Below are 20,877 nucleotides of genomic sequence, written 5' to 3' on the forward strand. Positions count from 1 at the left end.
CTACCGCGCCGCCACGGCCGCTCCAGGCCGTCGCGCGGTGAGGCTTGCTGCCAGGGCCAGGCCGAGCAGCACGACGAGACCGGCCGGCGCGACGGCGCCGATCACCGGGTTGATCCATCCGGGGCCGAACATCCCGGCCAGGTGCTTGGGGGTCAGGGCCAGGGCGCCGACCGTCAGGACCGCCAGCACGATGGCCGGGATCCGCAGGGCCCGGACGCGCCACGTGAGGGCCAGCACGGCGTAGACGATCACGGGCCACCACACGAAGTGATGGACCCAGCTGATGGGCGAGATGAGCAGCGGCACCGTGCTGCTCAGGCCGAGCAGGAGGACGCGGTCCTCGTGCCGGTTCATCCGGAGCAGGACGGCCACGAGGCCGATCACCACGGCGACGCCGAGCAGCCACGGGAGCGTCTCGTGCTCCGTGAATCGGGCGAGCATCCCGCGCACGGACGCGTTGTCGATGTAGTCGATCCCGCCCACGCGGGAGGGGTCCCGCAGCACCGAGGTCCAGAACCGCCAGGTGGGCTCCGGGGCCGCGAGGAATCCGATGGCCTGCGTGGCCAGGAAGGCGCCTCCGGCCAGCAGGATGGTGCGGAACCGGCCCAGCATGAGGGGCAGCAGGAGGAGGGCCAGCGGGGTCAGCTTGATGCCGGCGGTCACGCCCACGGCGACGGCGAACCACGCCCACGGATGACGGCGCGAGGCGAGCGCGAGGTAGACCGAGGCCATGAGCACCACGTTGATCTGGCCATAGGTGAGCGTCTCACGGCCGGGCATGGCGAGGAGCGCCACGACGGTGAGCACCCAGGCGGGCACCCGCCACCGGGGCAGGGCCGCGCGCAGGCGTCCGGTCAGGTCGCGGCTGACCAGGTGCATCAGCGCGGCGGTGAGCACCGTCAGCACTCCGAGGGAGACGGGCAGCGGGACCAGGGTCAGCGGGGTGAACAGCAGGGCCGCGAAGGTGGGGTACGTGAACGGCAGCCCCGGATCGCCCACCGGGCCCAGGATCGGGGCGTAGAGGTCCGCCTCCGGGTCCAGCAGGGCCAGGCCGCCCTCGCGGTACACGGCGAGGTCGAGCCCGCTCCCCGGCGTGAGGAGGACGATGAGCAGGGCGGCGGCCACGGGGATCGCCCAGGCCGCGGCACGGGCGGCCGGGGAGGACGGCGCGGGGGCGGTGTGCCGGTGGGACACGATCGGGTGCTCCTTCGCTCGGATCGGCTCACGACCTGGGCGGAGGACGCCGACATGAAGAAGTCCCGGTCGCCGCCGTGGAGATGACGGCGGGCCGGGACGGACGAGGGGATGACGGGAATCGAACCCGCGTAGCCAGTTTGGAAGACTGGGGCTCTACCATTGAGCTACATCCCCGGGCCATCCGCGAGGATCGCGGACCAGCGCCAGCCAGACTAGCACGGAGGCGCCATGCCGCTTCGTCCCCCCTCACCCGGTGCCGCCGCCCGCGGCCTCCGCTCCGTCGTCCCCGTCCGGCGCCGCCTGCCGCTCGCCGGTCGCACCGTGCTCGTCACCGGTGCTGGCTCCGGGATCGGCCGCCTCATGGCCCTCGGTGCGGCGGAGCGGGGCGCGGCCCGCGTGCTCGTGTGGGATCGGGACGAGGCGGCCGCGCTCGCCGTCGCGCAGGAGGCCACGTCCCGGGGCGCCCAGGGCGTCGCCGAGCGGATCGACGTCACGGACGCCCCCGCCGTCGCCGCGGCCGCCGAGCGCGCGGGCGAGGTGGACGTGGCCGTCCACAACGCGGGCGTCGTGACCGGCGCGCGCCTCGAGGACGCCACGGAGGAGGGGATCCGCCGCACCTTCGAGGTGAACGCGCTGGCTCCCTATTGGCTCACCCGCGCGGTGCTCCCCGGGATGCGGGCGCGGGGGCGCGGGGCGATCGTCACGGTGGCCTCGGCCGCCGGGCTCGTGGGCGTCGCCCGGCAGACCGACTACTCGGCCTCCAAGCACGCCGCCGTCGGCTTCGCCGAGTCGCTGGGCGCCGAACTCCGCAAGGAGGGCAGCCCCGTCACCTCGCTCGTCGTGTGCCCGTACTACGTCAGCACCGGCATGTTCGACGGCGTCCGCACCCGCATCCCCGCGCTCCTGCCGATCCTGCGGCCGGAGGCGGTGGCCGACGCGGTGCTGGACGCGGTGGAGGCGGGCCGCCGTCGGCTCCTCCTGCCCCGGGCCGTGGGGCTCATCGCCCCCCTGCGCGCCCTGCCCGGCGGCGCCTTCGACGCCGCCATGGACGTCCTCGGCGTCAATGCCACCATGGACGCGTTCACGGGCCGGTCGACGCCGACGGCTCCGCCCCCGGTTTTCGCCCCGGACCGCGCGGCGCGCTAGGATTCCACAGTCTGCCCTGCAGGCAGCGTCTCGGGTGCCCGGCGTGCGATCGCGTGAGCCCGACCGGCGTCATCTCCAGACGACGGGGTGTAGCTCAGCTTGGTAGAGCGCGCGCTTTGGGAGCGTGAGGCCGCAGGTTCAAATCCTGTCACCCCGACACTGTCGTCACATCCATCCGTCATCCAGTGCAACAGGAGCCATCCGTGGTCAAGTCCACCGCAGAGAACCTCAGCCCGACCCGCGTCAAGCTGACCGTCGAGGTGCCGTTCGAGGAGGTGAAGCCCGCGCTGGACAAGGCGTTCAAGGACATCGCCCAGCAGGTCCAGATCCCCGGCTTCCGTGCCGGCAAGGTCCCCGCGCGCATGATCGAGCAGCGCTTCGGACTCGAGGCCGTGGTGGACCAGGCCGTCAACGAGGGCCTGAACACGTGGTTCACGCAGGCCGTCTCGGAGGCCGAGGTCACCCCGATCTCCCGCCCCGAGGTGGACGTGACCGCCTCCCCGGACTCCGCGAACCGCGAGGCCCCGGTGGCCTTCACCGCCGAGTTCGACGTGCGCCCCACCATCGAGCTGCCCGACTACAAGGGCCTCAAGGTCACCGTGGAGCCCGCCGCCGCCTCGGAGGAGGACGAGCAGAGGGCCCTCGACGCCCTGCGAGCCCGCTTCGGCACCCTCAAGGACGTGGACCGTCCCGCGGGCAAGGACGACTTCGTCACCGTCTCGCTGACCGCCACCGTGGACGGCGAGCAGGTCGACCAGGCCGAGGGCCTCTCCTACCAGGTGGGCGCCGGCACCATGCTCGACGGCATCGACGAGGCCCTCGACGGCCTGTCCGCCGGCGAGGACGCCACCTTCGAGACCACCCTCAACGGCGGCGAGCACGACGGCCGCACCGCCACCGTGAAGGTGCAGCTCACCGCCGTGAAGGACCGCGAGCTGCCCGAGGCCGACGACGACTTCGCCCAGCTGGCCTCCGAGTTCGACACGATCGAGGAGCTGAAGGCCGACCTCAAGAAGAAGGCCGCCGAGGACGCCGTGACCCGTCAGGGCGTCGAGGCGCGCGACAAGGTCCTCGAGGAGCTGGGCAAGCTGGTCGAGGTGCCCGTGCCGGACGGCGTGATCGCAGAGCAGCTCGAGCAGCACTTCTCCGCGGGCGGCCACGAGTCCGGTGACGACCACGACACCCCGGAGCACCGCGCCGAGCTGGAGAAGAACACCCGCGAGGCGTTCGCCAACGAGGTCCTCCTCGACGAGGTCGCCGAGGCAGAGTCCGTGACCGTGGACCAGGGCGAGCTGATCGAGTACATCATCGCCACGTCCTCCGAGTACGGCATGGACCCGAACCAGTTCGCCATGATGCTCGACCAGGCTGGCCAGATCCCGATGATCATGGGCGAGGTCCGCCGCCGCAAGGCGCTGGCCGAGGTGCTCAAGCACGCCGAGGTCACCGACACCGAGGGCAACGCCGTGGACCTCACGGCGTTCGTGACCCCGGGCGGCGCCGACGCCGGGGAGGCCCCGGTGGAGGACGCCCCCGCCGAGGAGCAGCCGGCCGAGAAGCCCGCGAAGAAGGCCCCGGCCAAGAAGGCGGCCGCCAAGAAGGCCGCGGCGAAGAAGGACGAGGCGAAGAAGGACGAGGCCGCGGCCGAGTCCGAGGAGCCCACCGAGGCCTGATCCTCCTGCGGGCCCGTGCCCGCCGTGCACCGGCGCCCCCGTCCCCTGTGGACGGGGGCGCCGGTGCGTCCGCCGCCGGGCGGCGTCGTCGACCTGCGCCAACAGCGAAACGCCCCCGGCACGTCCTCGCGCGGCGAGGGCGCCCGGATAGTGTCGACCTCGATCAGGGACCCGTCTCCGCGCCCGAAGCGGCGCACGGACGGGGGCCAGCGAAGCATCTCGACAGGAAGGCAGCAGTGATGACTGACATCACCCCCCGCATGACCTCGGTGGATCCCGAGCAGCGCGAGGACTACCTCTACAAGCGGCTGCTGCAGGAGCGCATCGTCTGGCTCGGTTCGGACGTGCGCGACGACAACGCGAACGCGATCTGCTCCCAGCTGCTCCTGCTCTCCGCGGAGGACCCGGAGAAGGACATCTACCTGTACATCAACTCGCCGGGCGGCTCCGTCACGGCGGGCATGGCGATCTACGACACCATGCAGTACATCCCGAACGACGTCGTGACCGTGGCCACCGGCCTCGCGGCGTCGATGGGCCAGTTCCTGCTCGCATCGGGTGCGAAGGGCAAGCGCTACGCCACCCCTCATGCCCGCATCCTCATGCACCAGCCCTCGGGCGGCATCGGCGGCACGGAGTCGGACATCCGCATCCAGGCACAGCTCATCCTGCACATGAAGCGGGTCATGGCCGAGCTCACCGCGGAGCAGACCGGCCAGTCCGTCGAGACCATCCTCGAGGACAACGCGCGTGACAAGTGGTTCACCGCCGCGGAGGCCCGGGAGTACGGCTTCATCGACCACATCGCCGAGCGGGCGTCGTCCGTGTCCGGCGGCGGCGGCGTCCAGGGCTGACTCCTTCCGCTCCCGGCCCCATCCAGACCCTCTCGAGGAGACCTTCCATGACCCCGTTCCCCGCCGGGCTCCCCACCGGGACGCCCTCCGCCACCGCTCCCAGCGCCCGCTACATCCTGCCGCAGTTCGAGGAGCGCACTCCCTACGGCTTCAAGCGCCAGGACCCCTACGCCAAGCTCTTCGAGGACCGCATCGTCTTCCTGGGCTCGCAGGTGGACGACGCGTCGGCCGACGACGTGATGGCGCAGCTGCTCGTCCTCGAGGCGATGGACTCCGAGCGTGACATCACGCTCTACATCAACTCCCCGGGCGGCTCGTTCACGGCCATGACGGCAATCTACGACACCATGCAGTTCATCCGGCCCGAGGTGCAGACCGTGTGCCTCGGCCAGGCTGCCTCCGCCGCGGCGGTCCTGCTGGCCGCCGGCGCCCCCGGCAAGCGCCTCGCGCTGCCCAACGCCCGCGTGCTGATCCACCAGCCGGCGATGCAGGGCGACCAGGGCACGGCCACGGACCTGGAGATCCACGCGCAGGAGATCAACCGCATGCGCGTCTGGATGGAGCAGACCCTGGCCTCGCTCACCAACCGGACCCCGGAGGAGGTCTCCCGGGACATCGACCGGGACAAGTTCCTCTCGGCCGACCAGGCCCTCGAGTACGGCCTGGTCGACGAGGTGCTCCCCTCCCGCAAGATCACCCGTCCGTCCGCCTGAGCCGACCGTCACGAGGGTCCGCCGCCGCATCGCGGGCGGGCCCTCGCGGCGTCCCGGGTGTCCGCCCCTTAACGCGTCCGGGTCCCCGCGTATCCTGGAGCGAGTCCGACAACGGAGTCGTCCGCCACGGGACACGACGCCGTCCATCCCGCCCATCTCGAGGAGACCACCATGGCGCGTATCGGAGAGAGCGCGGATCTGCTGAAGTGCTCGTTCTGCGGCAAGAGCCAGAAGCAGGTCCGCAAGCTCATCGCCGGCCCGGGGGTCTACATCTGCGACGAGTGCATCGAGCTCTGCAACGAGATCATCGAGGAGGAGCTGGGGGAGGCCGCCGAGTCGGACGAGCTGGTGCTCCCCACGCCGCAGGAGATCTTCGACCACCTGGAGCAGTTCGTGGTGGGTCAGGAGGCGGCCAAGCGCTCCCTCGCGGTGGCCGTCTACAACCACTACAAGCGCGTGCGCAGCCCGCAGGACCGCGGGGCGGACCTCGCGGAGCGGCTGTCGGGGCATGACGACCTGGCGGACGTGGAGATCGGCAAGTCCAACATCCTCATGGTCGGGCCCACGGGCTCCGGCAAGACCTACCTGGCCCAGACCCTCGCGCGGAAGCTGAACGTGCCCTTCGCCGTCGCGGACGCCACCAGCCTCACCGAGGCCGGCTACGTGGGCGAGGACGTGGAGAACATCCTCCTCAAGCTCATCCAGGCCGCGGATCACGACGTGAAGCGCGCCGAGCAGGGGATCATCTACATCGACGAGATCGACAAGATCTCCCGCAAGTCCGAGAACCCCTCCATCACCCGGGACGTCTCGGGCGAGGGCGTGCAGCAGGCGCTCCTGAAGATCCTCGAGGGCACGGTGGCCTCCGTGCCGCCGCAGGGCGGTCGCAAGCACCCGCACCAGGAGTTCCTGCAGATCGACACGTCCAACGTCCTGTTCATCGTCGCCGGCGCCTTCGCCGGGCTGGACGAGATCATCGGCTCCCGGGCCGGCCGCAAGGGGATCGGGTTCGGCGCGCCGCTGAACCACCTGGGGGCGGGGGAGACCTCCTACGCGGACGTCCGCCCGGAGGACCTCCTCAAGTTCGGCCTCATCCCGGAGTTCATCGGCCGCCTGCCCGTCATCACCACGGTGGAGGACCTCACGCGGGAGCAGCTCGTCCGCGTCCTCACCGAGCCGAAGAACGCCCTGCTGAAGCAGTACCGGAAGATGTTCCTCATGGACGGCGTCGAGCTGGAGTTCGAGCCGGACGCGCTCGAGGCCGTCGTCGAGCTGGCCGAGGCCCGCGGCACCGGCGCACGAGGGCTGCGCTCCATCATGGAGAACGTCCTCAAGCCCGTGATGTTCGAGCTGCCCTCCCGCACGGACGTCGGGACCGTGGTGGTCACCGGGGACGCCGTGCGCGGAGACGCCGAGCCCCTGCTCATCCCGGCCGAGGTGGAGCGCCGCCGCCGCGGCCGCAGCGCCTGACGGCACCGCCTGACCCACCTCGTCCGCACCGCAGCACCGTTACCGAGAGAGGCCCCTCATGACCGAGACCCCGCAGACCCCCGTCGTCGACTTCTACTTCGACCCCACGTGCCCGTTCGCCTGGATCACCTCCCGCTGGATGCTCGAGGTCGAGCAGGTCCGGGACGTCGAGGTGCGCTTCCACCAGATGTCCCTCTACATGCTCAACGAGGGCCGCGAGCTGGACCCGGACTACCGCCGCCACACGGACGAGGGGCTCATCCCCGGCCGCGCCACCCTGCACGTGGGCACCGAGCGCCCCGAGCTGCTCGCCGACTGGTACACGGCGCTGGGCACCCGCATCCACGAGCAGGGGAACAAGGACTACGAGGCGGTCATCGCCGAGGCCGCCGAGGAGCTCGGGCTGGACGCCACCGCCGTCCTGGAGTCCACCCGCACCGACGCCGCCGACGATCACCTCCGCGAGGCGCAGCGCAGGGCCGAGGAGCTGGTGGGGAACGACGTCGGCACCCCGGTCGTGGCCCTCGAGGGGACCGCGTTCTTCGGCCCCGTGATGACCCGCATCGCGCGCGGCGAGCAGGCCGGCCGCATCTTCGACGGCGCCGTGGCGCTGGCCGAGTTCCCGTACTTCTACGAGCTCAAGCGCGCCCGCACGACGAGCCCCGAGTTCGACTGATCCTGGGGCTCCTGCCACGGAGCACCGCAGGCCCGGCAGCTGCTCCCTCGAGCAGAGGCCGGGCCTGCGGCGTGTGCGGGGTCCTCGCGGGCCTCAGAGCGCCCGGGCGATCCGTCCCGCCGAACGGATCATCGGGATCTGCAGGGGCAGGCGGCCGAAGGCCATGGCGCGGAAGGGGACCGAGGCGTGCCGGGCCCGCCAGGCCATCCACATGTTGCCCGGCCACACGGCCACGAACAGCGCCTGGGCGGCGCGCGCCCCCACCCTCCGCGTCCTGGGGGCGGCGAGCAGCCCGGCCACCGCCAGCTCGGCCACACCCGAGCCGAGGGTCCACACCCGCGCGGAGCCGGGCAGGGCCGGCGGGATGAGGCCGTCGAACGACTCGGGCCTCACGAAGTGCAGCACGCCCATGCCGGCGAGCACGCCGGCGGTGCGGCGGGCGGTGCGGTGCGCGCCGGCGGACCCGCGGCGCGGATCCGGCGGCGGGGTGGCGGTGGGGCGGGGGAGGAGTCGCATGCGGCCAGTCTCCCGCATCAGACCGCCCCGGCCGCTCACGCCGCCCCGAGCCACACGAGCTGCGCCCCGGCGTGGCCCGCCTGGATCGCGACGACCACGCCCGCGAGGGCGGCCACGAGGGTGAGCACGGCCAGCACGGTGTGGACGACGGGTCGATTCTCACCGAACGCCCGCGTCGCCGCGGGGGAGCGGTGCCAGAAGAGAGCCACGTGGACCGCGAGGAGCATGAGGGTGAGGAAGGCCAGGTTGCGCGTCATCTCCCCGAGCTGGGCATGCTGCTCCAGCAGCGCCGAGCTCTCGCCGAGCCGCGCCTCCAGGTCCTCCCCTGACCACGTGGCGAACCACGAGCCGAGTGCGGCCAGCAGGGCCAGGCCGAGGGTGAAGGGGGCGGACCACTGGAACCAGCGGCGCGAGACCAGGGTCGGGACCGTCAGGAGCGCGACGAGGGGGATCAGCACGACGGGCAGGTGGACGAGGAGCGGGTGCAGGGGGAGGCCGTTCATGCGGGCGACGATATGCAAGGTCCGCGTCCGTTCCGGAGGAGGGGATCCCGCCCTCACCTGGTGTGACTGTTCCTCACCCGGCCGGCCGGACGGCGCCCTGCCGGCGGTTGCCGCGGGCCCGGCACCCCGCCCCGGGTGGGACGGCGCGCCGGGCCCGTGGACGGGTCAGGCCTGCTCGGCCGGGGCCAGCTCCACATCGGTGACCTCGAGGTCGCCCTCGCCCTCGGCCTCGACGAGCACGACGTCGGCCACGTTGCCGGCCGCCTTCAGGTCGGCCAGCCCGCCGCGCAGCGCGTCGAGCTGCGCCGCGCCGGCCCGCACGGTCGCCGTGCGGACTTCGGTGCGCTGCTTGACCTTCGCCTCCGACTTCGACTTGCGGACGCCGCCGAGCACCTGCGCCACGACGGCGAGGACCCGCGGGTCGCCGCCCTCGGCCGCCGCGCGCAGCCCGCTGAGCTCGGCCTCGAGGCCGGGCCACGGGGCGCGGTGCACGGAGCCGGTGCGCCACCAGCTCCACACCTCCTCGGTCGCGAACGGCTGGAACGGGGCCAGGAGGCGCAGGAGCGCGTCCAGGGTGGTGGCGAGCGTCGCCACCACGGAGGCCTGCTCGGCCTCGCCGTGGCCGCCGTACGCGCGGTCCTTGACGAGCTCCACGTAGTCGTCCGTGAACTGCCAGAAGAACTGCTCGGTCACGTTCAGCGCCCGGGCGTAGTCGTACCCGGCGAACGCGGCGGTGGCCTGCTCGACGGTCTGGGCCAGGCGGGCCAGCAGCGCGGCGTCCAGGGCGTTGGTCACGACGGCGGCGTCGGCCTCCGAGCGCACCACGGCGTCGGAGGTGGCGCCCAGGTTGAGCACGAACTTCGCCGCGTTGAGCAGCTTGATCGCCAGACGGCGGCCGATCTTCATCTGCGCCACCTCGTAGGCGGTGTCCGCGCCGAGGCGGGCCGAGGAGGCCCAGTAGCGCACCGCATCCGCGCCGAACTCCTCGAGGATGTCGGTGGGGACCACCACGTTGCCCTTGGACTTGGACATCTTCTTGCGGTCCGGGTCCAGGATCCACCCGGAGAGGGCGGTGTCCGTCCACGGGACGGAGCCGTTGAGGGCGTCCGCGCGCACCACGGTGGAGAACAGCCAGGTGCGGATGATGTCGTGGCCCTGCGGGCGCAGGTCGAACGGGAAGACGTTCTCGAAGAACGCGTCGTCGCGGCCCCAGCGGCCCACGATCTGCGGGGTCAGCGAGGAGGTCGCCCACGTGTCGAGCACGTCGGGGTCGCCCGTGAAGCCGCCGGGGACGTCGCGCTGGTCCTCGGTGAAGCCCGGCGCGGGCTCGGCCACGGGGTCCACCGGAAGGGCGGAGTCCTCGGGGACGATCGGCGCGTTATAAACCGGCTCGCCGTCCTCGTCGAGGCGGTACCAGACCGGGATCGGCACGCCGAAGAAGCGCTGGCGGCTGACGAGCCAGTCGCCGTTGAGCCCGTCCACCCAGTTCTCGTAGCGGTGGCGCATGTGCTCGGGGTGCCACGTCAGCTCGCGGCCGCGCTCGATGAGGGCGGCGCGGCGGTCGGCGTCGCGGCCTCCGTTGCGGACGTACCACTGGCGCGAGGTGACGACCTCGAGGGGCTTGTCGCCCTTCTCGTAGAAGTTCACGGCGTGCATGATCTTCTTCGGCTCGCCGTCCATGAGGCCGGCCTCGGTGAGGGCGTTCACCACGCCCTCCTTCGCGGAGAACACGGTCTTGCCGGCCACGGTCTCGGCGTAGGCGGCGCGGCCGGCCTCCGTGGTGATCCACTCAGGGGTGTCGGCGGCGAAGCGGCCGTCGCGCCCGATCAGCGTCCGGGTGGGCAGCTGCAGCTCGCGCCACCACGTGACGTCGGTCAGGTCGCCGAAGGTGCAGACCATCGCGATGCCCGAGCCCTTGTCCGGCTTGGCCAGCTCGTGGGCCTTGACCTCCACCTCGACGTCGAAGAGGGGCGAGCGCACCGTGGTGCCGAACAGCGGCTGGTACCGCTCGTCGTCGGGGTGGGCCACGAGGGCGGAGCATGAGGCGAGCAGCTCGGGGCGGGTGGTCTCGATGAAGACCTGCTCGCCGTCGGCCGTGAAGAACGGGTAGCGATGGTAGGCGCCGGCGACCTCGCGGTCCTCGAGCTCGGCCTGGGCCACGGCGGTGCGGAAGGTGACGTCCCACATCGTGGGGGCCTCGGAGAGGTAGGCGTCGCCCGCGGCGATGTTGCGCAGGAAGGCGCGCTGGGAGACGGCGCGGGAGACGTCGTCGATGGTGCGGTAGGTCATGGACCAGTCCACGGAGAGGCCGAGGCGGGTGAAGAGGTCCTCGAAGACCTTCTCGTCCTGCACGGCGAGCTCCTCGCAGAGCTCGATGAAGTTCTTGCGGGAGACGACGTCCCAGTCGCGCTGGTTCTTCGCCGGCGTCTCCGGCGGGCGGTAGCCCTCGATGGAGGGCTTCGTGGGGTCGCAGCGCACGCCGTAGTAGTTCTGCACGCGACGCTCGGTGGGCAGGCCGTTGTCGTCCCAGCCCATGGGGTAGAACACGTTCTTGCCGGTCATGCGCTGGTAGCGGGCCAGCACGTCGGTCTGCGTGTAGGAGAACACGTGGCCCACGTGCAGGGAGCCGGAGGCGGTGGGCGGCGGGGTGTCGATCGAGTAGACCTGCTCGCGCGTGGTGTCCGGGTCGAAGGCGTAGGTGCCCTCCTCGGCCCAGCGGGCGGTCAGCTTGTCCTCGAGTCCCTCGAGGGCGGGGCGGTCCGGGACCGCCACGGCGGTCGTCGGAGCGGGGGATGCGTCGGTGGGCGTGTCTGTGCCCTGCGTGTTCTCAGCCATGCCGGCCATTCTCCCACGGCCGCACGGTGGGGCCGTGAGCACACACGACCACCCCCGCCCCTCCCGCACGGTCCGCGTGCGGCGTGCCGACGAGGCCCGCTGCGGCCCTGTCCCCGTCGGCCCCGTGCCTACAGTGGACGCGTGACCGAGACCTCGCAGACCCCCGCCCCGTCCACCGCGGCCGACTCCTCGACGCCGCCCCGCACCGCCGTCGTGACCGGCGCGACCTCCGGCATCGGCCGCGCCACCGCCCTCGAGCTGGCCCGCCGCGGCTGGCGGGTGTACGCCGCCGGCCGCCGCGACGAGCGCCTCGAGCAGCTCGCCGCGCAGGTGCGCGCCGAGGGCCTCATGGGGGAGGTCCGGCCCGCGCCCCTCGACGTGACGGACGCGGCGGCCGTCGGCGCGCTGGCCGACCGGGTGGCCGCGGAGGGCGGCGCGGACACGCTGCTCAACATCGCGGGCGGCGCGCAGGGCGTGGACGCCGTGGCCGACGGCGACCCGGCCGGCTGGGAGTGGATGTTCCGCGTCAACGTGCTCGGCACCCTGAACGCGTGCCGCGCCTTCCTTCCCCTGCTGCGCGCGCACGGGGAGGGCACCGTCCTGAACCTCACGTCGACGGCGGCGATCGTCGCCTATGAGGGAGGTGCGGGGTACAACGCGGCCAAGATGGGCGCCCACGGGCTGACCGGGGCCCTGCGCCTCGAGGAGGCCGAGCACAACGTGCGCGTGGTCGAGGTGCTGCCGGGCATGGTGCACACCGAGGAGTTCTCGAAGAACCGCCTCGGGGGAGACCAGTCGGCGGCCGACGCGGTCTACGCCGGCGTGGAGAAGCCCCTCACGGCGGAGGACGTCGCCGAGGTGTGCGTACACGCCGTCGAGCTGCCGCACCACGTGAACCTGGACCAGATCGTGATGCGGCCCGTCGCGCAGGCCGCCCAGCACAAGGTGATCCGCCGATGACCGGGTTCGCGCAGGACATGCCCTTCACGGAGCGGGCGCGCTTCGAGCGGGAGGTGCGCCGGGCGGAGCGGGCGATCCCCGATGCGCGGCTGCGGCTGGCCGCGGCCGCCGCCGCGGGCCTCGGCTGCGGAGTGGCCTCCCTGATCCCGCTGGGGCGGCTGCCGCACGTCCGGACCGCCGCGGCGTTCGGCGGCGCCGTGGCCCTGCTCATCCCGAGCGGTGCCTGGGCGGCCTCCGTCCGCGGGGGCGGCAGCGCGTCCTCGGCCGGCCCCGTCGTGGACGGCCCGCGTCAGGCGGTGGCGCTGGCGGCGGGGAGCGTCGGGATCGGGACGGTCCTGGGCGTGAGCCTGTGGCTCTCCCTGAAGGCGGACGCGGGCCTCGAGCGCCTGGCCGTCCGCCGCGGTGCGCGGCACCCGCGCCGGTGGATGGGCGTGGCCGGCGGCGTGCTCGGCGGACTCGTCGAGTTCGCAGAGCGCACCCCGCCCTCGGCCCCGCACTCCTCGCCGTCGCGGGTGTCTGCTCGCTAGCCTGGCGACCATGACCTTCGCCTCTGCCGAACGTGCCCGCCTGTCCGACCTCCTCCTCGAGAACGGCCCCGACGCCCCGACCCTCTGCGAGGGGTGGACCACCCGCGACATGGCCACGCACCTGTGGGTCCGCGAGAACCGCCCCGATGCCGCCGCCGGCATGATGGTCGGCCCCCTCAAGGCCCACCTGGGCAAGGTCTCGGACCAGGCCAAGTCGCGCGACTACCGCGAGCTGGTCCAGTCCTGGGCCAAGGGCCCCGGCACCCTGAACCCCATGCGCCTCGCCGACAAGCACGTGAACGCCGCCGAGCACTTCATCCACCTCGAGGACGTGCGCCGGGGCGAGGTCGCCCGCGGCGGAGAGCTCCCCGCGCCCCGCGCCTTCTCCGAGCGGGACACGGACGCGCTCTACCGCTCCCTGCGCCGCATGGCCCCGATGCTCCTGCGCTCCTCGACGGTCCCCGTCGTCCTGCAGGCCCCCGGCCGCGCGCCCGTGACGGTGGCCCGCGAGGCGGTGGCCGTCCACACCCCGGTCACCGTGTCGGGCGAGGTCGGCGAGCTGCTCCTCTGGGCCCACGGCCGCGACGCCGTGCACGTTACCGTGGATGGAGACCTCGCCGCGGTGAAGCGCGCCAGACTCTGACGCGCACCCCCTCACGCCTGTGCCCGCCGGTCCACTACACTGGCGGGCACAGGCGTCGATCCGGCCATCACCGGTGAGCCTCCGGAAGAACGGGCGTCCGTCGCAGGCGGCGCCTCAGTAGAACCGGACGGGCAGGCCCGTCACAGCCGTCACGAAGCGGTCGGTCCGCGCACCGCCCTCGCCTCCGCGCGCGGGCAGCAGGGATCGGCAAGCAAGGTGGTACCGCGCTGCCGTCGGCCCCACGGCCCCGGTGTGCGTCCTTGCACGGAACACCTCCCCGGACCGCAAAGGACCACCGTGTACCCCCTCGCCTCCTCTGACCCGAACGGCACCACGCCCGCCTCGCCGCGCCTGCCGGAGATCGAGCGCCGCATCCTGCAGCACTGGGACGAGGACGGCACGTTCCAGGCCTCCATCGACCAGCGCCCGCCGCTCACCGAGGATGGCGCGCAGAACGAGTTCGTCTTCTACGACGGCCCGCCCTTCGCGAACGGCCTGCCGCACTACGGCCACCTCCTCACGGGCTACGTGAAGGACCTCGTGGCCCGCTACCAGACGCAGCAGGGCCGCCGCGTGGAGCGCCGCTTCGGCTGGGACACCCACGGTCTGCCCGCCGAGCTCGAGGCGATGAAGCAGCTCGGCATGACGGACAAGGCCGAGATCGAGGCCATGGGCATCGACCGGTTCAACGACGCGTGCCGCGCCTCCGTGCTCAAGTACACGGACCAGTGGCAGGAGTACGTCACCCGCCAGGCCCGCTGGGTGGACTTCGAGAACGACTACAAGACCCTCACCCCGGACTTCATGGAGTCCGTGATCTGGGCGTTCTCCCAGCTGCATGAGAAGGGGCTCACCTACCGCGGGTTCCGCGTGCTGCCCTACTGCTGGAACGACGAGACCCCGCTCTCCAACCACGAGCTGCGCATGGACGACGACGTCTACCAGATGCGCCAGGACCCATCCGTCACCGTCTCCTTCCCCGTCACGGGCCTGCCGGAGGACGCCGCGCTCATCCCCGACGGCGGCGCCGACGCCGACCTGGCCGAGCGTCTCCTCGGCGTGCACGTCCTCGCGTGGACCACCACGCCCTGGACCCTGCCGACCAACGCGGCCCTCGCCGTCGGGCCGGAGATCGCCTACGCCGTGGTGCCCGCCGGCCCCGAGGGCGCCTCCGTGGACGCGGAGCGCTTCCTCCTCGCCCTGGACCGCGTGCCCGCCCACGCCAAGGAGCTCGGCTACGCGGACGCGGAGGCCGCGCGCGCCGCCGTCGTGGAGACCATCCCCGGCGCCCGCCTGGGCGGGCTGCGCTACGCGCCCCTGTTCACGGACGTGTTCGACGCCCACCGCGGCGAGACGTTCACCGCGAACGGCCGCGAGCTCACCCTGGACGCCGCCCACCGCATCCTCGTGGACGACTACGTCTCCACCGACGACGGCACGGGCGTGGTCCACCAGGCCCCCGCCTACGGCGAGGACGACCAGCGGGTGTGCGAGGCGAACGGCATCCCCGTGCTGCTCTCCGTGGACTCGGGCGCGAAGTTCCTCCCGCTGTTCGCCCGCGAGGACACCGGACGCGGCGACCTGCGCGAGATCGCCGGCGTGCAGGTCTTCGAGGCCAACCGGACGATCGTGCGCGCGCTGCGTGACCTGGGCCGCGTGGCCCGCGAGGCCTCCTACGAGCACTCCTACCCGCACTGCTGGCGCTGCCGGAAGCCGCTGGTCTACCGCGCGGTGACCTCCTGGTACGTCGCGGTCACGCAGGTCAAGGAGCGCATGCTCGAGCTGAACGACGAGATCACCTGGATCCCCGGCAACGTGAAGCACGGGCAGTTCGGCACGTGGGTGGCCAACGCCCGCGACTGGTCGATCTCCCGCAACCGCTACTGGGGCTCGCCCATCCCGGTGTGGGAGTCCGACCACCCGGACTACCCGCGCCAGGAGGTCTACGGCTCGCTCGCCGAAATCGAGGAGGCCTTCGGGCGCCTGCCGCGCAACGCCGAGGGCGAGGTCGACCTGCACCGTCCGTGGATCGACGACCTCACCCGCCCGCACCCGGACCCCGAGGCCGCCGCGGCCGGGGCCGTGATGCGCCGCGTCGAGGACGTCCTGGACGTCTGGTTCGACTCCGGCTCCATGCCGTACGCGCAGGTGCACTACCCGTTCGAGCGGGCCGACTGGTTCCCCACGCACAACCCGGCGGACTTCATCGTGGAGTACATCGGCCAGACCCGCGGCTGGTTCTACACGATGCACATCCTCGCCACCGCGCTGTTCGACCGCCCCGCGTTCTCCAACGTGATCTCGCACGGCATCGTGCTCGGCTCGGACGGCCAGAAGATGTCCAAGTCGCTGCGCAACTACCCGGACGTCAACGAGGTCCTGGACCGCGACGGCTCGGACGCCATGCGCTGGTTCCTCATGGCCAGCCCCATCCTGCGCGGCGGCAACCTGATCGTCACGGAGGAGGGCATCCGCGAGGCCACCCGCCAGGTGATCCTCCCGGCGTGGAACGCGTGGCACTTCTTCTCGCTCTACGCCAACACGGCCCACGACGGCGGCGCCCGCCCCGAGGGCTACCGCGCGAGCGAGCGCCACACCTCCGAGGACCCCCTGGACCAGTACGTCCTGGCCGCCACGGGGCAGATGCTGCGCGAGGTCAAGGCGGCGCTGGACTCCTATGAGGTCTCCGACGCCACGGAGGCGCTGCGCACCTTCATGGACACGCTGACCAACTGGTACATCCGGCGCTCCCGCGAGCGGTTCTTCGCCGAGGACACCGTGGCCATGGACGTCCTGTACACCGTGCTCGAGGCGTTCACGCGCGCCGCCGCGCCGCTGCTGCCCCTCGTGGCGGAGGAGATCTGGCGCGGCCTCACCGGCGGCCGCTCGGTGCACCTGACCGACTACCCGGATGCGGACCTGTTCCCGCACGGCCCTGAGGCGGAGACGCTCGTGGCCCGCATGGACGCCGTGCGCCGCATCAGCTCCGCCGGCTCGGCGCTGCGCAAGGGCGCCAAGCGCCGCGTGCGCCTGCCGCTCGCGCGCCTGTCCGTCGTCGTGCCGGACGCCGCCGGCCTCGAGGGCACCTACGCGCGGATCGTCGCGGACGAGCTCAACCTCAAGGAGGTGGCGCTCACCGAGCTCTCGGACGAGGCCATCGCCGAGTACGGGATCGGCACGAAGCTGACCCTGAACTTCCGCGAGCTCGGCAAGGCGTTCGGCAAGCAGGTCCCGGCCGTGAAGAAGGCCGTCGATGACGGCGCGTACGCGGAGACCGCCGACGGGCTGGCGGTGGCCCTGGCCGACGGCGAGACCGTGACGCTGGCCCCCGAGCTCTACGAGCTGCGCACGGTGTCCACGGGCGCGCCCGCCGGCACCGCCGTCGGCGTGCTCTCCGGGGCGGCGGGCTTCCTCGTCCTCGAGACCGAGGTGAGCGCGGAGCTTGCCGCCGAGGGCGTGGCCCGCGACGTGATCCGCGCCGTCCAGGCGGCCCGCAAGGAGGCCGGCCTCGAGGTCTCCGACCGGGTGCGCTCCCGGATCGAGGGCCCGGCGGCCGTGCTCGCGGCGCTCGAGTCGCACCGCGAGCTGATCGCGGGGGAGACGCTCTCGGCGGAGCTGGAGCTCGTGGACTCCGGCGCGGAGGACACGCGCCAGGACCCGGCCGACGACGCCATGAAGGCCGTGGCCGTGACCGTGGAGAAGGTGGGCGCATGAGTGCGGATCAGAGGCCCGGCACGGTCGAGGAGGTCTACCGGGACCTGCTCGCCCGCGCCCCGGAGAACAAGATGCAGCCGCGGCTGGACCCCGTGCGTCGGGTGCTGGCCCTCCTGGGGGACCCGCAGGACGCCGCTCCCGTCATCCACCTGACCGGAACGAACGGCAAGACGTCCACGGCGCGCATGATCGAGGCCGTGCTGCGCGCCTACGGGCTGCGCACGGGCCGCTACACGTCGCCGCACCTGCAGAAGGTCACCGAGCGCATCAGCATCGACGGCGAACCGGTGTCCGACGAGACGTTCGTGCGCGTGTGGGGCGAGATCCTGCCGATCGTGCAGACCGTAGACGCCGAGCTGGAGGCCGCGGGCGAGCCGCGCCTGACGTACTTCGAGGCCGTCACCGTGCTCGGGTTCGCCGTCTTCGCGGACGAGCCCGTCGAGGTCGTCGTGCTCGAGGTGGGCCTGGGCGGCGTCACGGACGCGACCAACGTCGCCGACGGCGTCGTCTCCGTGGTCACCCCCATCTCCCTGGACCACACCGACCTGCTGGGGGACAGCGAGGCGGAGATCGCCGAGGAGAAGGCGGGGATCGTCAAGCCGGGCGGGTTCCTGGTGTCCGCGGTGCAGGAGCGCGACGCCGCCCAGGTGCTCCTGGAGGCCGCGCAGTCCGCGGGCGTGCCGTTCCGCTTCGAGGGCGTCGAGTTCGGCGTCGTTGAGCGTGCGCTCGCGGTCGGCGGGCAGCAGGTCGCGGTGCGCGGCCTGGCCGGCGAGTACCCCGACCTCTTCCTGCCCCTGCTCGGCGAGCACCAGGCCCAGAATCTGGCCCTGGCCGTCGCCGCGCTCGAGGCGTTCCTCGGCGGGGGAGTGCGTCCCCTGGACGAGGAGCTGCTGCGGGAGGGCCTCGCGCAGGTCACCTCCCCGGGCCGCCTCGAGGTGCTGCGCACCGCCCCCACGGTGATCGTGGACGCCGCCCACAATCCCGACGGTGTGCGGGCCACCGTGCGCGCCGTGCAGGAGTCGTTCGGCTTCACGCGCCTCGTGCTCGTGGTGGGGGTGCTGCAGGAGAAGGACGCCCCCGCCATGCTGGAGGCGCTGCACCGCGCGTTCGGCGACGACGTCGCGGACCTGGCGCTCACCCAGTCGACGTCGCCGCGGGCCATCCCCGCGGCCGAGCTCGCGCGGATCGCCCTGGACGCCGGCTGGCCCGAGGACGACCTGTTCGCCACCGAGTCCGTGCCGGACGCGCTCGAGTGGGCCGTGGGCCGTGCCGAGGCGCTCGAGTCGAGCGCCGACGAGCTGGCCTCCGGCACAGGCGGTGGTGTGCTCGTCCTCGGGTCCATCACCCTCACGGCCGAGGTCCGTGCGCTGCTCGGCGAGCCCCGCCGCGCCGGACCGGTGACGGTGGCCGCCCGCGGCCTCGACCCGGCCGATCTGCTGGACGCCGTGGGCCTGGCCGACGAGAACGAGGACGCCCTCGATCCCGAGATCCTCGAGCTGCTGGACGACGCCGACGAGACGGAGGACCACCGATGAGCCACGCGACGCCCCACCCGGCCGAGCCGGCCGAGACGTCCGGAACCGCCGCGACCGAGGGCGAGCACTTCGGTGCCGAGGCGTGGCGCCCCGAGCGTGAGACCAAGGCCCAGCGGTCCTGGACGCCCGGTCAACGCCGCCGTCGCCGTTCCACGCGGGCCATGTTCACGTCCGTGGTGCTGACCCTCGAGTCGGTCGTGATCTTCTTCCTGGGGATGACCCTGTTCGGGCTGAACCGCGGGGAGGAGCACGCCCTGTGGTTCGCGATCGGCTTCTCCGTCCTGGCTGTCGTCGCACTGCTGACGTGCGCGCTCGTGCAGAGGCCCGTGGGCATCTGGATCGGGTGGGCCATCCAGCTCGTGCTGATCGTGTCCGGGTTCTGGGAGTACTCGATGTTCGTGATCGGCCCGCTCTTCGCGCTCACGTGGTGGTACGCCGTGACCAAGGGCCGGGAGATCGACCTCGAGAACGCCCGGCGTGACCGCCTCGAGGAGGAGTGGGCGGCGGAGCACGGGTCTTGAGGCGCGCCGCCCACTAGGGTGAGAGGAGACCGAGCTCGTCCACCCCTGAAGGAGCCGACCATGACCCATCACCCCGAAGAGACCCTCGTGCTCGTCAAGCCCGATGGCGTGCAGCGCAACCTCGTGGGCGAGATCATCGCCCGGATCGAGCGCAAGGGCTACACGATCGTGGACCTGAAGATGGTCACGGCCACCCGCGGCATGCTGGAGAAGCACTACGAGGAGCATGAGGGCAAGCCGTTCTTCGAGCCGCTCGTCGAGTTCATGGGCTCCGGGCCGGTCGTGGCGATCCGCCTCGGCGGCGACCGCGTGATCGAGGGCTTCCGCGCTCTGGCCGGCAAGACCGACCCCACGGTGGCCGCACCCGGCACCATCCGCGGCGACCTCGGCCGCGACTGGGGCGCGGGCGTGCAGAAGAACCTCGTGCACGGCTCGGACTCCACGCTCTCCGCGGAGCGCGAGCTCGCCATCTGGTTCGGCTGATCCCACAGCCCGGCCGATCGTCGGAAGCACACGAGCCCAGAAGCACAGCCCCACGGCAGCGACGGGAGCCGGGACTCACGGCGAGGCAGCCCGACTCGTCCCCGGGCGCGATCGAGGAGACCGCCGGTCCTCCCGGCCCCTCACGCTTCCTGCACACGCGACGGCGCCGCACCCTCCACTGGAGGGTGCGGCGCCGTCGCGTGTGCAGGGGATGCCGGGCCCTCAGCCGATGCCGAGGACTCCCAGGCCCATCTCCAGCAGGATGGACACCCCGACGCCGAGGAGGACGAGCACGACGAACGGCCACGTGAGGTCCCGGGCGAGGGCCGCGGCGCGCGGCGAGCCGCTCCCGAGGGCGCCCGTCTGGATGGTGCGCGACGTGATCAGCCCGAGCTGGACGGTCACCATGGTCCAGACCACCATGCAGTAGAGGCAGAGGGTCCCGATGTCGTACACGGCCGAGTGCCAGAGCCACACGCAGAAGGCGAAGCCGGCCAGGATGCACGCGTTCATCAGCAGCCAGTACCAGCGCGCGAAGCGAGCGCCGGCGAACAGCGACATGGCGACGGTGATGAGCACGGAGAAGGCCACGACGCCGATGAACGTGTTGGGGAAGCCGAACGTCTGCGCCTGCCAGGACTGCATGACCTGCCCGCACGAGACCCACGGGTTCAGGTCGCAGCTCGTGCGGTGGGTCGGGTCCGCGGCCAGGATGGAGCGCTCGATGATGATGACGACGGTCGCCGCCATCGCGATGAGCGACGTGACCAGCAGCATCCACGCGGTTCCCCGGGTGCGGGCGTACCAGGGTAGGTCGAGGTCGAGGTCGAGGTCGCGGTCGGCGTGAGGGGAGGCGGACGCGGTGGGGGCGTTGAGGGCGCCGCGGGTGGAGGAACCAGGCATGTCCCGAG

The 20,877-nt window shown here is 72.4% G+C and carries 18 protein-coding genes and 2 tRNA genes; 14 read left to right on the plus strand and 6 right to left on the minus strand.

The window, feature by feature from the left end; translation table 11 throughout:
* Positions 1–1,194 carry a glycosyltransferase 87 family protein gene (locus AAG742_RS05190; RefSeq protein ID WP_298713394.1) on the minus strand — a complete coding sequence of 398 codons (1,194 nt, stop codon included), beginning with the start codon at positions 1,192–1,194 and terminating at the stop codon, positions 1–3.
* 106 nt (positions 1,195–1,300) lie between these two features.
* Positions 1,301–1,371, minus strand: a tRNA-Gly gene (locus tag AAG742_RS05195).
* A 54-nt stretch (positions 1,372–1,425) separates the two neighbouring features.
* On the opposite strand from AAG742_RS05195, the gene AAG742_RS05200 reads away from it, so the two are divergent.
* The 7 genes from AAG742_RS05200 to AAG742_RS05230 all read left to right on the plus strand — a co-directional run bounded on the left by AAG742_RS05200 (position 1,426) and on the right by AAG742_RS05230 (position 7,729).
* Positions 1,426–2,343, plus strand: a complete 918-nt coding sequence (locus AAG742_RS05200; RefSeq protein ID WP_298713397.1) for an SDR family NAD(P)-dependent oxidoreductase — start codon at positions 1,426–1,428, stop codon at positions 2,341–2,343.
* Between the two features lie 83 nt (positions 2,344–2,426).
* A tRNA-Pro gene (locus AAG742_RS05205) sits at positions 2,427–2,500 on the plus strand.
* 46 nt (positions 2,501–2,546) lie between these two features.
* Complete coding sequence (tig, locus tag AAG742_RS05210) at positions 2,547–4,016, plus strand: trigger factor (protein WP_298713400.1); 1,470 nt, start codon at positions 2,547–2,549, stop codon at positions 4,014–4,016.
* A 260-nt stretch (positions 4,017–4,276) separates the two neighbouring features.
* Complete coding sequence (locus tag AAG742_RS05215) at positions 4,277–4,870, plus strand: ATP-dependent Clp protease proteolytic subunit (protein ID WP_248115310.1); 594 nt, start codon at positions 4,277–4,279, stop codon at positions 4,868–4,870.
* 47 nt (positions 4,871–4,917) lie between these two features.
* Complete coding sequence (locus AAG742_RS05220; protein ID WP_248114972.1) at positions 4,918–5,583, plus strand: ATP-dependent Clp protease proteolytic subunit; 666 nt, start codon at positions 4,918–4,920, stop codon at positions 5,581–5,583.
* A gap of 171 nt (positions 5,584–5,754) precedes the next feature.
* Positions 5,755–7,053, plus strand: coding sequence for an ATP-dependent Clp protease ATP-binding subunit ClpX (gene clpX, locus AAG742_RS05225; RefSeq protein WP_298713402.1), 1,299 nt, complete (start codon positions 5,755–5,757; stop codon positions 7,051–7,053).
* Positions 7,054–7,111: 58 nt separating this feature from the next.
* The gene (locus AAG742_RS05230) at positions 7,112–7,729 is read left to right on the plus strand and encodes a DsbA family protein (protein WP_298713404.1); all 618 of its coding nucleotides are present in this window, start codon (positions 7,112–7,114) and stop codon (positions 7,727–7,729) included.
* Positions 7,730–7,822: 93 nt separating this feature from the next.
* Here AAG742_RS05230 and AAG742_RS05235 read toward each other — a convergent pair whose 3' ends face one another.
* The 3 genes from AAG742_RS05235 to valS all read right to left on the minus strand — a co-directional run bounded on the left by AAG742_RS05235 (position 7,823) and on the right by valS (position 11,583).
* The gene (locus AAG742_RS05235) at positions 7,823–8,140 is read right to left on the minus strand and encodes a hypothetical protein (protein ID WP_298713482.1); all 318 of its coding nucleotides are present in this window, start codon (positions 8,138–8,140) and stop codon (positions 7,823–7,825) included.
* 140 nt (positions 8,141–8,280) lie between these two features.
* The gene (locus tag AAG742_RS05240; RefSeq protein WP_298713407.1) at positions 8,281–8,748 is read right to left on the minus strand and encodes a DUF2231 domain-containing protein; all 468 of its coding nucleotides are present in this window, start codon (positions 8,746–8,748) and stop codon (positions 8,281–8,283) included.
* Between the two features lie 165 nt (positions 8,749–8,913).
* Positions 8,914–11,583: a valine--tRNA ligase gene (gene valS / locus AAG742_RS05245; RefSeq protein WP_298713410.1), complete on the minus strand. Its 2,670-nt coding sequence runs from the start codon at positions 11,581–11,583 to the stop codon at positions 8,914–8,916.
* Between the two features lie 141 nt (positions 11,584–11,724).
* Here valS and AAG742_RS05250 point away from each other — a divergent pair, with 141 nt between their 5' ends.
* From AAG742_RS05250 to ndk, 7 genes are all read left to right on the plus strand, one after another.
* A complete protein-coding gene (locus AAG742_RS05250) occupies positions 11,725–12,543 on the plus strand; it encodes an SDR family oxidoreductase (protein ID WP_298713413.1) in 819 nt (272 codons plus the stop codon).
* Positions 12,540–13,070 carry a hypothetical protein gene (locus AAG742_RS05255; RefSeq protein ID WP_298713416.1) on the plus strand — a complete coding sequence of 177 codons (531 nt, stop codon included), beginning with the start codon at positions 12,540–12,542 and terminating at the stop codon, positions 13,068–13,070. Before AAG742_RS05250 ends, AAG742_RS05255 begins: the two co-directional genes overlap by 4 nt.
* A 10-nt stretch (positions 13,071–13,080) precedes the next feature.
* Positions 13,081–13,713: a TIGR03085 family metal-binding protein gene (locus AAG742_RS05260; RefSeq protein WP_298713419.1), complete on the plus strand. Its 633-nt coding sequence runs from the start codon at positions 13,081–13,083 to the stop codon at positions 13,711–13,713.
* Positions 13,714–14,010: 297 nt separating this feature from the next.
* The gene (ileS, locus tag AAG742_RS05265; protein WP_298713422.1) at positions 14,011–17,427 is read left to right on the plus strand and encodes an isoleucine--tRNA ligase; all 3,417 of its coding nucleotides are present in this window, start codon (positions 14,011–14,013) and stop codon (positions 17,425–17,427) included.
* Positions 17,424–18,962, plus strand: a complete 1,539-nt coding sequence (locus AAG742_RS05270; protein WP_298713424.1) for a Mur ligase family protein — start codon at positions 17,424–17,426, stop codon at positions 18,960–18,962. Before ileS ends, AAG742_RS05270 begins: the two co-directional genes overlap by 4 nt.
* Positions 18,959–19,483: a DUF4233 domain-containing protein gene (locus AAG742_RS05275; RefSeq protein ID WP_298713427.1), complete on the plus strand. Its 525-nt coding sequence runs from the start codon at positions 18,959–18,961 to the stop codon at positions 19,481–19,483. The genes AAG742_RS05270 and AAG742_RS05275 overlap by 4 nt, the downstream gene beginning before the upstream one ends.
* A 60-nt stretch (positions 19,484–19,543) precedes the next feature.
* Positions 19,544–19,966, plus strand: coding sequence for a nucleoside-diphosphate kinase (ndk, locus tag AAG742_RS05280; protein WP_248114957.1), 423 nt, complete (start codon positions 19,544–19,546; stop codon positions 19,964–19,966).
* A 222-nt stretch (positions 19,967–20,188) separates the two neighbouring features.
* Here the strand turns inward: ndk and AAG742_RS05285 are convergent, their stop codons facing one another.
* Entirely contained in the window at positions 20,189–20,869 is a 681-nt protein-coding gene (locus tag AAG742_RS05285) for a vitamin K epoxide reductase family protein (RefSeq protein ID WP_298713430.1), read from the minus strand.
* Positions 20,870–20,877: the final 8 nt, after the last annotated feature.

The organism is Micrococcus sp. 2A (assembly GCF_039519235.1).
In the GTDB taxonomy this organism is placed as follows: Bacteria; Actinomycetota; Actinomycetes; order Actinomycetales; family Micrococcaceae; genus Micrococcus.